The organism is Arthrobacter sp. 10N44_2 (assembly GCF_056394385.1).
Map to the genome: position 1 here is coordinate 88,210 of NZ_JBFTHT010000003.1, position 15,514 is coordinate 103,723.

The 15,514-nt window shown below is 66.7% G+C and carries 7 protein-coding genes; 5 read left to right on the forward strand and 2 right to left on the reverse strand.

Annotated features, from left to right (window positions below; genetic code table 11):
• The first annotated feature begins 54 nt into the window (after positions 1-54).
• The gene (locus tag AC1DBX_RS04955; RefSeq protein ID WP_476848790.1) at positions 55-4,920 is read left to right on the forward strand and encodes an NAD-glutamate dehydrogenase; all 4,866 of its coding nucleotides are present in this window, start codon (positions 55-57) and stop codon (positions 4,918-4,920) included.
• Between the two features lie 36 nt (positions 4,921-4,956).
• Entirely contained in the window at positions 4,957-6,426 is a 1,470-nt protein-coding gene (locus tag AC1DBX_RS04960; RefSeq protein ID WP_223916150.1) for a sensor histidine kinase, read from the forward strand.
• Positions 6,427-6,579: 153 nt separating this feature from the next.
• Here AC1DBX_RS04960 and AC1DBX_RS04965 read toward each other — a convergent pair whose 3' ends face one another.
• Positions 6,580-6,828, reverse strand: coding sequence for a WhiB family transcriptional regulator (locus tag AC1DBX_RS04965; protein ID WP_003804966.1), 249 nt, complete (start codon positions 6,826-6,828; stop codon positions 6,580-6,582).
• A 440-nt stretch (positions 6,829-7,268) separates the two neighbouring features.
• On the opposite strand from AC1DBX_RS04965, the gene AC1DBX_RS04970 reads away from it, so the two are divergent.
• Entirely contained in the window at positions 7,269-7,628 is a 360-nt protein-coding gene (locus tag AC1DBX_RS04970; protein WP_476931192.1) for a hypothetical protein, read from the forward strand.
• Here the strand turns inward: AC1DBX_RS04970 and AC1DBX_RS04975 are convergent.
• The gene (locus tag AC1DBX_RS04975) at positions 7,596-11,981 is read right to left on the reverse strand and encodes an FtsK/SpoIIIE domain-containing protein (protein WP_476931193.1); all 4,386 of its coding nucleotides are present in this window, start codon (positions 11,979-11,981) and stop codon (positions 7,596-7,598) included. The two genes, AC1DBX_RS04970 and AC1DBX_RS04975, sit on opposite strands and share 33 nt — an antisense overlap.
• Before the next feature lie 275 nt (positions 11,982-12,256).
• Here AC1DBX_RS04975 and glf point away from each other — a divergent pair, with 275 nt between their 5' ends.
• Together glf and AC1DBX_RS04985 are read left to right on the forward strand one after the other, a co-directional pair.
• The gene (glf, locus tag AC1DBX_RS04980; protein ID WP_223916143.1) at positions 12,257-13,444 is read left to right on the forward strand and encodes a UDP-galactopyranose mutase; all 1,188 of its coding nucleotides are present in this window, start codon (positions 12,257-12,259) and stop codon (positions 13,442-13,444) included.
• Positions 13,441-15,513 carry a glycosyltransferase gene (locus AC1DBX_RS04985; protein WP_476931194.1) on the forward strand — a complete coding sequence of 691 codons (2,073 nt, stop codon included), beginning with the start codon at positions 13,441-13,443 and terminating at the stop codon, positions 15,511-15,513. The genes glf and AC1DBX_RS04985 overlap by 4 nt, the downstream gene beginning before the upstream one ends.
• Position 15,514 lies beyond the last annotated feature (1 nt).

Here is a 15,514-nt window from a genome sequence, read left to right on the forward strand (position 1 = left end):
CAACGTAAGGGCCGCAAAGAGGCGGCTGTGAACTTCTTTTATGGAGGCGTTTCGATGTCGTCTGGGTCCAGCGTGGAGGATCAGCCCGTTTCGATCGGTAGCAGCGAAAGCTACCTCGGGGATTACTACGAGCACCTCGCGGAGGAGGATTTCCGGGCCTATCCCCAGGAAGTCCTGACGGCAAGGACCGAAACCCACCGCCAGATCGCGGCGACGCGGAAGCCGGGCATCGCGAACATCGACCTTCGTGACGAGGCAGACTGCAGCGTCCTGTACATCGTCACCGACGATATGCCCTTCCTCGTGGACTCCGTCAACGCCGAGCTGGTCCGCCAGAACGCGCCCATCCACCTCGTGCTGCACCCGCTTTTCGTGGTGACCCGCAACCGGGAGACGGGCAACCTCGTCAAGGTGGCCCGCGTCCCCTCCCACCTGGGCATCTCCAGCGGTGACACGGCGGCCATGCCGAACCTCTCCCACCTGATCGCCGAGGGCGACAACGCCTCGCACATGGAATCCTGGATCGCCGTCGAGATCGACCTCGTCGGCGAGGAGAAGCGCGCGGAGCTGGTCAAGGGAATCTCCCGCGTGCTTGGCGACGTCCGCGCCGCCGTCGAAGACTGGCCGAAGATGCGCACGAAAGCCCTTGAAATTTCCGCGGATCTGGACCGGGTGGCCAACCGGGCGCAGATTGCCGAGCTGCGCCAGGCCCAGGACCTGCTCCGCTGGCTCGATGACGGGAACTTCACCTTCCTCGGCTACCGCGAATACGACCTCGTGAACGAATCCGGCGAGGATGTCCTGGAACTGCGCGAGGAAAGCGGCCTCGGCCTGCTCCGCGCCGGCGCGGACACCCGCCAGGTCCAGCACCTCACCGAGGCCGGCCGGAAGAAGGCCCGCGAGAAGCGCGCACTCGTGATCACGAAGGCGAACTCCCGCTCCACCGTGCACCGCCCGGCGTACCTGGACTACATCGGCGTTAAAAGCTTCGACGCGGCCGGCAACGTCAACGGCGAACGCCGCTTCATCGGCCTGTTCGCCACAACCGCCTACGCCGGTTCCGTCCGCGATATCCCCGTAGTCCGGGAGAAAGTCGCCGCTGTTCTCAGCGACGCCGGCTTCCCGCCGGACTCGCACTCGGGCAAGGACCTCCTCGGCATCCTTGAAACCTATCCGCGCGATGAGCTCTTCCAGATCGAAATCCCGGACCTCGCCGCCATCGCCACCGGCATCCAGCGGCTGCAGGAACGCCGCCGGACGCGGCTCTTCCTCCGCCCCGACATCTACGGCCGCTTCATGTCCGCCGTCGTCTACCTGCCCCGCGACCGCTACACCACCAACGTCCGCCTGCGCATTGAGCAGGAACTGCGGGAGACCTTCAACGCCGTCTCCATCGACTATGAGGCGCGCATGACAGAGTCCGCTCTGGCCCGCCTCTTCTTCCGGATCCGGCTGCCCAAGGACGCCGACGTCAGCAATGTCAACAGCGACGAACTGGAGAAGCGGCTGGTCCGGGCCGCCCGTTCCTGGGGCGAAGGCATTTCCGAAGTTCTGCGCGCCCGCGGCGACGGCGGCACCAAGGAGGACGGCGCCAAGGAACTGGCAGCGGTCTGGGCCGAGGCGTTCCCGGCCGGATACCGGGTGGACTACGAGATCGAAGACGCGCTGCAGGACATCGACCGCTTCGAAAAGTACGGTGCCGCGGCCGAACGGGCCGGCGAAGCCGTCAAGGAGCACCCGGGCGTCCACGTGTACCTCCCCGACGGCGCCGGAGCCACACTGGAAGAGGACGCCCGCGTCAAGCTCTACATGCTGGAGCCGAAGAGCCTGAGCCAGATCCTGCCGTACTTCCACAACCTCGGCCTCGAGGTCCTGGACGAACGCCCGTTCGAGATCGAGACCGCGGATCACCGGGACTTCTTCCTCTACGACCTCGGCCTCAAGTACCCCGCCGGCGTGGATCCCCAAGCCACCGGCCAGCTGCTGGGCGAGTTCTTCGGCGCCGCCGTGACCGGCGCCGTGGAATCCGACAGCTTCGACCGGCTGGTACTGCGGGAGGGCATGCACTGGCGCCAGGTTGTCGTACTGCGCGCTTACGCCAAGTACATGCGGCAAATGGGCAACACCAACTCCTTCGGATTCCTGGCTGACACCCTGCTGGCGAACCCGGACGTCACCCGGGGACTCAGCGCCCTGTTCACAGCGCGGTTCGACCCGGCGCTCAGCGACTCCGACCGCGTGCTCAGGGAGGTAGAGGTCCTCGCCGGACTGGATGCAGCGATCGAGCAGGTCGCGACCCTCGATGCCGACCGCCTGCTGCGCACGTTCAAGAACCTGATCCAGGCCACGCTCCGCACGAACTACTTCCAGAACAAGCCCCACCTGAGCTTCAAACTGGATCCGTCCCTGATCGAGGGCCTGCCCTTCCCGCGGCCGATGTTCGAGATCTGGGTCTACTCGCCCCGGGTCGAGGGCGTGCACCTGCGCTTCGGCAAGGTGGCCCGCGGCGGCCTGCGCTGGTCGGACCGGCGCGAGGACTTCCGCACTGAAATCCTGGGCCTGGTGAAGGCGCAGACCGTCAAGAACGCCGTCATTGTTCCGACGGGCGCCAAGGGCGGCTTCTACGCCAAGCAGCTCCCGGACCCCGCGGCAGACCGCAGCGCCTGGATGGCCGAAGGTGTTGAGAGCTACAAAACGTTCATCCGCGGACTCCTGGACATCACGGACAACCTGATCGTGACGCCCGAGGGCGAAACCGTCCGGCCCCCGGCCGACGTCGTGCGCCATGACGACGACGATTCCTACCTTGTGGTCGCGGCCGACAAGGGTACGGCGTCATTCTCCGACATCGCCAACGGACTGGCCGGCGAATACGGGTTCTGGCTCGGCGACGCCTTCGCCTCCGGCGGCTCCGTCGGCTACGACCACAAGGCCATGGGCATCACCGCCCGCGGCGCGTGGGAGTCGGTCAAGCGCCACTTCAGCGAACTGGACCTCGACACCCAGGCCGAGCCCTTCACCGTGGTGGGCGTCGGCGACATGTCCGGCGACGTGTTCGGCAACGGCATGCTGCTCTCCAAGCACATCCGCCTGCTGGCTGCCTTCGACCACCGGCACATTTTCCTCGACCCCACCCCTAACGAGGCAACGTCCTACGCGGAACGCCAGCGGCTCTTCGAACTGCCCCGGTCCTCCTGGGATGACTACGACAAATCGCTCATCAGCGAAGGCGGCGGCGTCTTTGCCCGGCAGGCCAAGTCGATCCCCGTGTCCGCGCAGATCCGGACCGCCCTCGGCCTCCCGGAGGGCACCACAGAACTCAGCCCGCCGGAGCTACTGCGCGCCATCCTCCTCGCCCCGGCCGACCTGCTCTACAACGGCGGCATCGGCACCTACGTCAAGGCCAGCACCGAAACGAATGCCGAGGTCGGCGACAAGGCCAATGACGCCATCCGCGTTGACGGCCGCGAACTGCGGGTCAAGGTGGTTGGGGAAGGCGGAAACCTGGGGATGACCCAGCGCGGACGCATCGAGGCCGCGCTGCAGGGCGTCATCCTCAACACGGACGCGATCGACAACTCGGCCGGCGTCGACTGCTCGGACCACGAGGTCAACATCAAGATCTTCGTGGACCGGATGGTGGCGGCAGGCAAGCTTGAGCCCGCCGAGCGTGCGGACTTCCTGGCCTCGATGACCGACGAGGTCGGCCGGCTGGTGCTCGAGGACAACATCGACCAGAACATCCTGCTCCTCAACGACCGGATGCGGGTCTCCGAATGGAGCCCGAGCTACGAACGGCTCATGGACTGGCTGGAAAAGTCGGCGGACCTCAAGCGGGACCTCGAGGCCCTGCCCACCACGGACACGCTGCGCGAGCGCCTGGAACAGGGCCAGGGGCTGACCTCCCCGGAGCTGTCGGTCCTGGCCGCCTACGCCAAGATCGAACTTGCCACCGCTTTGCGCGACAGCGACCTCGCCGATGACCCGTGGTTCCGCATGACGCTGCGGGCCTACTTCCCGGAGCAGCTGCGGGAGAGGTTCGACGCCGAACTGGACACCCACCCGCTGCGCCGGGAGATCATCGCGACCGTGGTTGCCAACGACATGATCAACCTCGGCGGCATCACCTTCGCGTTCCGTGCCATCGAGGAAACCTCGGCCACGGAGGCCGCCGTCGCCAAGGCGTTCGTGGCCCTCCGCGAGGTCTACGAGCTCGACATCATGGTCAAGGAACTCAACGAACTGCCGGCGTCGTTCCCGACCGAACACTGGAGCACCGTCCACCTGGACATCCGGCGGCTGCTGGACCGCGCCGTCCGGTGGCTCCTCGGCCAAGGCTCGGCGTCCCGTCCGATCGCCGAGATCGTGGCCGAATTCAAGCCGCTGATGGATCCCATGCGGGCCCGGCTGCTCGACTACCTCCGGGGCGACGACCGCGCCCGCGTGGCCGAATGGCTGGAGAAGGCGCGCAGCTGGGACCTTCCGGAAGACCTGGCACACCGCTGGGCGGAACTGTTCGAGAGCTTCGTGCTCCTGGACATCGCCAAGATCGTCCACGGCAGCAAGGAATCCGTGGCCGATATTGCCCACGTGTACTACACGGTCTTCAACCGCTTCCATGCAGATTCCCTGCTCGAACGCATCACCAAGCTGCCGAGGGAGGACCGCTGGCAGGCCCTGGCCCGCGCAGCCCTGCGTGATGACCTCTACTCCACCGTCTCGGACATGACGACGGCGGTGCTCGAGTGCACGCCGGCCGGGACTCCCGCCGAGGAGCGTCTTGCGGTCTGGGAGGGCCAGAACGCGGAGCAGCTGGGCCGGGCGAAGTCAATGTTTGATGAGGTCAATGCGCTCGAGGCCGATGACATGGCCTCACTGTCGGTAGCATTGAGGCTCTTGAGGTCAATCGTCCGACGCTAAGGGGCTGCCGTCCCTGGCGTCGCAAATGGAGGTGCTGTGGCAATCTTTACGGACCCAATCAGGGAACATGCTGATTTTGGCCCGGGGGATGCCGAATGGCTGCATCTCCTGGTCGGCGACTGGCAGATGGTCGCCGACCTCGCATTCGCCGACCTGGCCCTGTGGTTTCCGCACCCGGAGTTCGGTTATGTGGCACTGGCCCACGTCCGCCCCTCCACCACGCACACGGTGTTCCACGCCGACTTCGTGGGGGAGGGGATCCGGTCGGACCTGCAGCCGCTGGTCGACAAGGCGTGGGAGAGCCGCGCGATCGAACGCTCCAACGAGACCAACTGGAGCAGCGACATGGCCCTGCGGGTCGAGGCGGTTCCGATGGTCCGCAACGGCCGCACCCTGGCGATCGTGACCTCCCATATGGACCTGTCGAGTTCGCGGATGCCCTCGCGGCTCGAGCTAACGTACCGGCAATGCGCCTACGATTTGCTGCGCATGGGAACCCTGGGCCTGTGGCCGGACTTCGCGTCGCCCACAGGCTCGCGCCGCGGCGCGCCGCGTGTGGGGGACGGTCTGATCAGGCTCGACGCCGAGGGGATCGTGCAGTATGCCAGCCCCAACGGGGTCTCCGCGTTCCGCCGCCTCGGCGACGGCGAGTCCCTCGAGGGCCGGTCCCTCGCCGAGGTCACTGCCGGGCTTCTGCGGGACCGGCGCATGGTCGATGAAACCCTGCCGCTCGTCGTCACGGGCCGGATGCCGTGGCGCAGCGAAATCGAGTCACGCGGCGTGAGTCTTTCGCTGCGCGCGATCCCGCTGCGCGACGAGCAGCAGCGGTTCGGCGCCCTGGTCCTGTGCCGGGACGTCTCGGAGCTGCGCCGCCGGGAGATGGAGCTGGTCACCAAGGACGCCACGATCCGCGAGATCCACCACCGGGTGAAAAACAACCTGCAGACTGTCGCCGCCCTCTTGCGGATGCAGTCGCGGCGCATGGTCAGTGACGAGGCCAAACAGGGGCTCGAGCAGGCCATGCGGCGGGTGGCGACCATTGCCCTCGTTCACGAGACGCTCTCGCAGGGCCTGACCCAGAGCGTTGATTTTGACGAGCTCATCGGCCGCCAGTTCCGGCTCTCTGCCGAGGTCGCCTCGCCCTCGCAGCAGGTCAAGACACAGCGTTCCGGCCTCTTTGGCGACCTGCCGAGCGACTTCGCCACCCCGTTGGCCCTGGTCATCAACGAGCTGGTCACGAACGCGGTCGAGCACGGGCTGGAGGGGCGCACCGGTACTGTCTGGCTCATCGCCGACCGGTCGGAGAGCGAGGACGGGGATGAACTTCTCACCGTGACGGTGGAGGACGACGGCGTCGGACTGCCGGACACGCCTTACGTCGAGGGCCTGGGCCTGCAGATTGTCCGCACGCTGGTCATGAGTGAACTCGGTGGCACCATCCACTGGCAGGGAAGGGACGGCGGGGGAACCGCAGTCCAGATTGTCCTGAGCCTGACGCCGCGCTGACATCCTGACGCCGCGCTGATGCCGGGCGCACCGCCGGCTCCGGGCGCACCGGCTTAAACGGACAACGGCCGCGGACCTGTGGGTCCGCGGCCATTGCTGCAGGGTCGTGCGATCGTTGCCGGCACCGTAGCTATCGGTGCTTGGGCAGCAGAATCAGGAGGCGCGCCGTGCCCGTGCTGCGCGGCGCTTGAGGGCGCGGCGCTCGTCCTCGCTCATCCCGCCCCACACTCCGGCATCCTGGCCGGACTCCAATGCCCACTGCAGGCAGGTGTCCACGACCGGGCAGCGCCGGCAAACACTTTTCGCTTCCTCGATCTGCAGGAGGGCAGGGCCGGTGTTTCCTACGGGGAAGAACAGCTCCGGGTCCTTGTCAAGGCAGGCTGCGCGGTTACGCCAATCCATGCTGATCAGTCACTCCATTCCTGGGAACTCGTTAAATGCCTTTGTGAAATTATTCACTAGAGGCTTCATAAGAAAAGGGCCCATTGGGGCCCCCTCGGTCATCTGGATTAAGCGTGTCATGTTAACGCTGTGTAAACAAGGGGTAATAGAGGCCAAGATGCCTCGAGACCGTGAGCGATGCATCACATTCAGTGGCGGCGTCCTCACATCTAGACGACTATGTCCGGTAGTGTGCCAGTGTGTCAAGGCCCCCTGTGAACCCTGAAGATCCCCGTGAAAATGCCGGCGAAAACCCCGGTGAGAATCCCCGCGAAAACCCCGGTGAGAGTCTCCCTGAAAATGCCGGCGGGCCTCCCGAAGCAAATTCGCTGCCGAATCCGGGCGAAGCCCCTGGCAGTGGCCTTGTGCGGCCTCGGGGAATTGTTGTCATCGCTGTGGTCGTGGCACTGGAAGCCACGGCGCTGCTCGTGGCGGGCGTCTGGTACGGGACCCAGCTTCTGACCGGGGCGCCGGTACTCTCTTTTTGGGGTGCCGTCTTTACGCTCTGCCTGCTGCTGGCCTTCTCCGTGTGGCTCTTTGCCGTCGCACGCTTCCTGCTGCGGGGGTTCCGCTGGCCGCGGGCCGGTGCCCTGGTGGCCCAAATCTTTGTGCTGACCATTGGCTTCCCCACCTTGACCGGCGGCTATCCGGTGGCCGGACTGGCCATGCTGATCCCCGCTGTGATGGCGATCGTGCTTCTGTTCGACAAGCGGGTCATAGCGTTCGCCTCACGGGCTGCCGGAGCCCCTCCCGCCCTGTAGAGGTCCGTCCTGTGCGGCGTGCCGCCCGGGGAAGATGTGGTCCGGGCCGCCGTTGGCGCGGAGGAGTGCTGCCCGGCCGGCCGGGCGGAGCGCAGCCAGCTGGACCGGCGTCGCGCGGCCGTCGGAAATGACGACTGCGCGTCCCGGCGGAGGACTGTGGTCCGGTTCGAACCGGACCCCGAACGGCTCACTGTCCATGAGCCCGCGCGGACGTATCAGGACCGCCCGCCCCTGGCCGCGCGCGATGGCAGCGAGATCCACCCGTTGCCCAAAGCCCGAGCCAAATCCCGCGGTGAGGATCACCCTCCAGCCCAGGCTGTTCAGGGACGCCAAGGCCCTGTTGGCCTCGGGTGAGAGCAGATCGGCGTCATCTGCGAGCGCAATCGCTGTCCGGTCCAAGGTGCCCGCGAGCGCGCTGGCGTAGAGCCCGGACCAGTACTGGCCGGAAGCGGTTCCCGGCCGCGGCGCGAGCCAGGCGCAAGCAGGGTTCATCCCCGGCAGCGCAGCCAGCAGCGTGCTTTTCCCCGAGCCGGGGCCGCCGAGGACCGCGAGAACGCCGCCGGAGGGCAACTGGATCCCCTGCGGCCGCAGTTCGTCGCCGCCGACCCCGAGGACCAAAGCAACCGCCGGGACCGGGACATCAGCCGGGCCGGGCATGGCGCCGGGCGCGGCAGCAGGCGCCGGAATCCTCTGCCCTGGACCGGAGCCGCACCGGGTCAGCACCTCGTCCACGGTCACCGACCCGGGCAGCGCGTCCACCCGGAAGGGCCTCGTCGAGACGGCCCCTCTCGTGGGATGCCGCCCGCCCGCGGCCGCTGGTTCGAACAGCTGGGCCGCATGCCCGGTCGCCAGAGGCGCGGGAACAAAGGCGCCGAACACGGCCACGCGGCCGGGGAGAGGCTCCAGCGCGGGAAGCCGCGGCCATGCAAGGCGGCCTTCGTCGGTCGAGCCTAAAGGGAAGAAAATCCGGTTGGGCAGGCCAGCGAAGAACCTCGCGGTCACGAGCTCACGCCCGCCGGAGACGAGGACAGTGATCCCTGCCCGGGAACCGTCCCGCACGATGTCATGAACGAGGTCTTCTGCCCAGGCCAGCGGCCCGGAGCGGAATGCCGAAACCCAGGCGCCCCAGCCGCTGACCACCAGGACCAGCCCGGGCCGCGGCCGGCCAGCAGGCGCACCGAGCCGTGACGTGGCCTCTTCGGCGACCCGCCGCAGCACCCTGGCAGCCCGGCGCACTTCGTGCAGGCCGGCTACGGCGCCGACCCGGGATTCCGCTGCGGCGCCGCTGAAAGCGCCGGCGGCGTCAAGTATGTACAGGTGCGACTCCACCCTGCCGGCCAGAAGCTGATCAACCGCGAGGGCCATTACTCGGTCCCCGGCACCGGTTTCAGCGCCGACAAGGCCCAGATGCCCATGCCCGGCGGGACTCCAGCCCAGCTCTGTGACGCGTTGGAGCTCCGGCAGGTCCACCCGCCCCAGCCGGACCATGTCCCGCCCGGCGTGCCCGGAACCTGGGTGCGGCAGCAGGGCCGGCAGCGGATCTGCCACCGGCCGGCGGGGCCTTCGTGTGCCGAGACCCTGCCACACGGCCGCAGCGGCGTCGATCAACGCCGCCGCCCCCTGCGCCGGAGTTAGGGCCGCAGCCAGCGCCGGAGCCGGAACCGGTGCCAGGGCCGCGCCGTCGTCTGCTTCGCGTCCGGCGGAGCCGTCGGCCCGGAAACCGGCGGCTGACGGTGACCGGGTCAGCTCGTCCGTGGCCGTGCGAACCGTGACCGTCCCGTCTGACCGCGGGTCGGCCCGGGGCGTCAGGGTGGCTGTCTGGAATTCCTCCGGAGCTTGTGCACCGCGGACCAGGAACGCCCGCCCGGGGCGTGCGATGGGAATCGCGGCCGCGAGCCCAGAGCCCATAACGTCGAAGGATTCGGGGCCGGACTGGACCCGGAGCGCGATGCAGGTGGTGACATTGGCCCTGATGTCGGCGTTCAGGGCTCCCTGCGGGCGCTGGGTGGCCATGATGAGGTGGATCCCCAGTGACCGGCCGATGGCGGCAATCCTCATAAGTTCGGTGAGGGCGCCGGGCGCTTCGTCCACCAGGATCCTGAACTCGTCAACGATGATGACCAGAGAGGGGACGGGCGGTCCGGCGGCCGGTGACGCCTCGTAGGCCGCGAGATCCGGGGCATTGGCCCGGGCGAGCAGTTCCTCCCTCCGGCGGACCTCGGCCCGCAGGGAAACCAATGTGCGCTCCACCTGCGCAGCGCCCAGATCGGTCAGCATGCCGACGCAGTGCGGGAGGCCGGTGAGCGGACCCAAGCCGGAGCCGCCCTTGAAATCTATGAAGAGCAAGTTGACCCGGTCCGGCGGATGGCTGGCCGCGAGGCCGGCAGCAAGAGTCCGCAACAACTCCGACTTTCCGGAACCCGTGGTCCCCGCGACCAGGAAGTGCGGACCGTCAGCCTTCAGGTCGATCCGCACGGCACCCCGGGCCGCCACGCCGACGGGCGTACCCAGCCCGGCCTCCGCGCCGCTCCGGGACCAGCGCCGGGAGATGTCCTGTGCCGCGAGGGGAAGGACGTCGGCCAGGCTGCAATGCTGGGGGATAGCCGGCGGGGGAGCCGGCGGCGTACGCCGTGCGGCGCTGAACCCACGGCAAAAGCGGTCAAAGACCTCGGCCGGGACCAGATCCGGCACGAAGTCCACGGGCGGGGACCCAACCTTGATCAGGGCGCCGCGCCGGCCGAGGACAATGCCGGGGTGTACGCCGGGACCGGGCTCCGGCGAGCACTCGATCACCCTCCACCCATGCGCCGCCGCCATTGCCCTGAATGCCGGGCCGGCGCCAGCAGCGCCCGGACCGGGCGCGGCGCCTGACTGCGCCGGAGTGTCCCAAAGAATGAGGACGCCGCGGTCAAATCCCCCGCCATGACCCGGAGGACCGCCGGGACCGCCGGGATCGCCGGGGCCGCCGGGGCGGCCGGGACCGCCTGGACCGCCTGGACCGCCTGGACCGTCGGGAGCGCCTGGACCGTCGGGAGCGGCGGAACCGGCGGCCAGCACGGCCGCAGTGGTGGCGTCATTCGCGGACAGTGTGACGCCGGGCAGGAAGCGCGCCGGCAACGGCACCGTGTCCGCAGGGCCATGCAGCAGCAGTCGGGTGCTGTCCGCCAGGGGATAGGCGGCCAATTGCAGGATGAACGAGCGCATCAGTCCGGCCGTCGCGGGCGCGGGGCCGTGGACGGTCACCACCGCCGGGACCGGGTCCAAGGTCAGGGGCACCTGGCCGAGCGACGGTGGCCGAAAGCCGGCGTCGGGTGGTTCGGGCCGGATATTCGCGCTCTGTTCCGCCAGCCCGAGCCGCAGGCAGATGTCCGGCGGCTCTCCGCCAGGCGCACGGGCTGCCGGGGGCACCGCAGCCGCGCAACCAATGGTCAGGTCAGCCGCGGAAGGTGCGGCGTGCCGGCGTCGTTCCCTGTCCTGCAGGGCGGCCTCCGCCACAGCGGCCTGGAACTCGCGACGCTGGCGGCGGCCCGAGAGGAACGGGACCAGGACGGACACGCCAGAGACTGCGGTGAAGGCCAGGAACATCCACATGCCGGTGAGAAATGCCATGCCGACGCCGACCAGGAGCGGCAGCACCGCGGCCAGCGCCATGGCGGCCCGGTGGCCTTGGGCGGCGGTGCCGCGGACAACCAGCGGCGCGGCAACGCTGGAGCCTGCCAGCACCGTCACGGCGTCCGGGGCAGCACGGGGCACGCCCGATGGCCCGAGCCGGAGCGAGATAGTGGAATCGCCGCAGCGGATCGAGGACGCCGTGGTCACCGGGGCCGTTCGCACGCTCCGGCCATCGACGCTGGTGCCGTTCGCACTGCCGAGGTCCATGATCGTGACGTCCGAGTCCCCGACGTCCAGGCGCGCGTGCTCCCGGGAGAGCGCGGCATCAGGGATCACGACCTCGGTGCCCCCGCGTCCGATCCGGAAGCTTCCCCGCCGCAGGGCGACCAGCGTGCCCGCGCCGGGACCGCTGTCCACGGCGAGCAGCAACGTGGCAGTGTGCCGTCGGCCCGGCCCGGAGCTGAATCCCGCTCCCGATCCCGGCACGAGCCCAGCACCCTCAACCAGCACAGCACCCTGGACCAGGGGAGGCACGCCAACGGTCATGGCGGCGACCGGCGCTCCCCGGACAGACAGCTCACCGGTCCCGTAGCACCGGGCGACGGCAGCCTCCAGGCCCGCGCCCGGGCACGGGTCGGGGACCTCGACGGACAGCTCAATGAGCTGCCCGTCCGGCGTCGTACCTGCTGCGGGGGCGCTCTGCATCAGGCTGCTGGGCGCGAGAGTGCAGTGGTAAATCATCCGCGGCATCCTTTCCGAGCGGCCGTCCTGTTCCACGGGTCCGGTTCCAGAGTAGGGAGGCTCCGGCCCGGCAGCGCCGGGGAAAATGATCCATGTGGAAAACGCTTCGGAGCGGCGCCGCTGCCCCCGCCATGCGGAGCTCCCGGACCCGTGACGGGGGTGCCATCTGATCGCGGGGCCAGCCGCGATTCGCCGGTACCCACAGGGACTCAGGTAGGCTAGACCAGCAGACAATGCACAACATTGCGCTGCCCGCATTCGAACCAGGAGAGTTTGTGACCGCTGACCTCGTCATCGTAGGGTCGGGCTTTTTCGGCCTGACAATCGCAGAACAGGCCGCCACTGAGCTGGGCTTGAAGGTAGTCGTCATCGACCGCCGGCACCACATTGGCGGCAACGCCTACAGCGAAAAGGAAGAGCAGACCGGCATTGAGGTGCACCGCTACGGTGCCCACCTCTTCCACACGTCCAACGACCGCGTGTGGGAGTACGTGAACCGCTTCACGACGTTCACGAACTACGTCCACAAGGTCTACGGCGTGCACAAGGGCGAGGTCTACTCCCTGCCCATCAACCTGGCCACGATCAACCAGTTCTTCCGGGCCAACCTCACCCCCGGGCAGGCCCAGGAACTGATCAAGGAGCAGGCCGGCGAACTGGCCGGCACCGACCCGCAGAACCTGAACGACAAGGGCATCCAGCTGATCGGCCGCCCGCTCTACGAGGCGTTCATCAAGCACTACACCGGCAAGCAGTGGCAGACGGATCCGAAGGACCTGCCCGCGGGCATCATCTCCCGCCTTCCGGTGCGCTACAACTACGACAACCGGTACTTCAACGACAAGTACGAGGGCCTTCCGACCAACGGCTACACGGCGTGGATCGAGAAGATGGCCGAACACCCCAACATCGAGGTGCGGCTCAACACGGACTTCTTCGATGAGTCCCACGAGTACAGCAAGGGCAAGGTGGTCGGCAACATCCCGGTCGTCTACACCGGACCTGTTGACCGCTACTTCGACTACGCCGAAGGCGATCTGTCCTGGCGCACCATCGACTTCGAAGAAGAAGTGCTCGACGTCGGGGACTTCCAGGGCACGTCGGTAGTGAACTACAACGACGAAGACGTTGCGTACACCCGCATTATCGAGCCGCGCCACTTCCACCCGGAGCGCGACTACCAGACGGAGAAGACGGTCGTTATGCGCGAGTTCTCCCGTGCCGCGGAGAAGGGCGACGAGCCCTACTACCCGATCAACACGCCCACGGACCGCGACCGGCTCCTGAAGTACCGCGACCTGGCCGCGGCCGAGCAGGATGTCCTCTTCGGGGGCCGCCTCGGTACCTATAAGTACCTGGACATGCACATGGCGATCGGCTCGGCCCTGACCATGTTCGACAACAAGATCCGCCCGCACTTCGAAGGCGGCGCAAAGATTGAAAGCGGAGGAGTGGACGCATGAGTGTAGGTCAGCAGGACAATAAAACCTTGACAGCGGACACGGGCAACGAAGCCGCTTGGCATACTATCCAGCGCGTCATCCTCCCGGGCGAGCGGGGTCTTGAAACCCTCCCGCTGTACATGGATTCCGGTGTGGTTAGCAGTTCTACGGATCTCGATGGGGGATTCGGCAGTACCAAGGCGCCGGTCAACGTTTTTAACCCGGCACGCATGGTGCACGCAGATGACATCACGTCGCGGACCAGCGCGTCAGTGCGTGCTGGTGAGCGCATCTCCTTCGCAACCTACTTCAATGCATTCGCGGCAAGCTACTGGCGTCGCTGGACCACCGTGGAGGAGGTCCGCCTGAGGGTGCGTACTTCCGGGCGCGGCACCGTCAGCATCTACCGCTCCAACGCCCGGGGTTCGCTTCAGCATGTCGAGACCACAAGGGTCTCCGGAGACGCACAAACTGAGTTCACTCTCTCCTTGGCTCCCTTCGGCGACGGCGGCTGGTATTGGTTCGACGTTACTGCCGGAACCGAGGGGATGGATTTTGTCGGAGCCGAATGGCAGACCCAGGCCGAGCGGCGGCAGACAGGTTCGATCACGCTTGAAATCACGACTCTGAACAAGACGGGTTTCTGCATCAATAACCTCCGCATTCTCGGGCAACATCCCGAGGCGTTGGAGCAGGTAAAAGAAGTAATCGTCGTCGACCAGGGCACCGAAAAAGTGGCGGAAGCCGAGGGCTTCGCCGAAGTTGAGAGTGCTCTCGGCGGCAAGCTCCGCATCATTGACCAAAACAACCTAGGCGGATCCGGCGGCTTTGCCCGTGGCATGTACGAGGCTGTGGAGAATGGCAGCGACTACGTCCTCCTTCTTGACGACGACGTCGTTATCGAGGCTGAAAGCCTTATCCGGCTGGGCACCTTCGCTGACTTCTGTAAGAAGCCCACGTTGGTCGGCGGCCACATGTTTGACCTTCACGACCGGAACGTCCTCCACACTCTTGGTGAGGTCGTCAATCCTTACTTCATCGGCCCGGCTGAAGCCAATCCCGACCAACAGATGCGCCACAACTTCGCGCAGCGGAACCTGCGGGACACGCCTTGGATGCACCGGCGTGTAGACGTCGACTACAACGGCTGGTGGATGTGCTTGATCCCCACCGCTGTTATCCGAGAAATCGGTCTGTCGTTGCCTGTTTTCATCAAGTGGGACGACACGGAGTACGGCGTACGTGCCAAAGCCGCGGGCTACAACACGGTTTCCTTGCCGGGTTCGGCAGTGTGGCACGTCTCCTGGATTGACAAAGACGACCTGGTCGGCTGGCAGGCCTACTTCCACACCCGGAACCGATTCATCTACGCACTACTGCACAGCCCTTATGACTTTGGCGGCGGCCTCGTGGAGAACTCGATCAAGCTGGATCTGAAGCACAACATTTCGATGCAGTACTACACGCTGCAGGGCCGCATCGAGGCCATGAAGGACCTGTTGCGGGGCCCCCGTGGCCTGCACGAAATTCTCCCCACCAAGCTCCCCGAAATCCGGTCAATGGCACAGCAGTTCTCGGAAGCACAGTTCAAGCCCAGCTTTGACGACTATCCGTCGGTGATGTCCACGAAGGTGCCCCGACGCGGCAAGGGCGTATCAGTGCCGTCTTATCTGCAACTGGTGCCGTGGGTAGCAAAGACGGTGGTAAAGCACGTCGGCTTCCCTGTTTCGGACTCCAGCAAGGCCCATCCTGAGACCATCGTGGCCCATCAGGACAACAAATGGTGGAGGGTCTCGCAGTACGACAGCGCGCTCGTATCCAACGCCGAGGGCAGCGCAGTGTCCTGGTATAAGCGCGATCCCCGCCGGGTCCGAAGCTTGCTCGCAGAAAGTATGAAGGTGTATGCGGAAGTGCTCCGCAGATGGCCGGCCCTCAAACGGGAGTATCGAGGTGCCCTCGCCGAGATAACCTCCATGGAAGCGTGGAAGAAGACTTTTGACGCCAACAGCCAAAGCGGCGATGCCAGAGCTCACATCCCTGGATTCCTTGAAGAAGATCTCCACAAAAAGCGCCAGAGCGAAGTGAAATAGC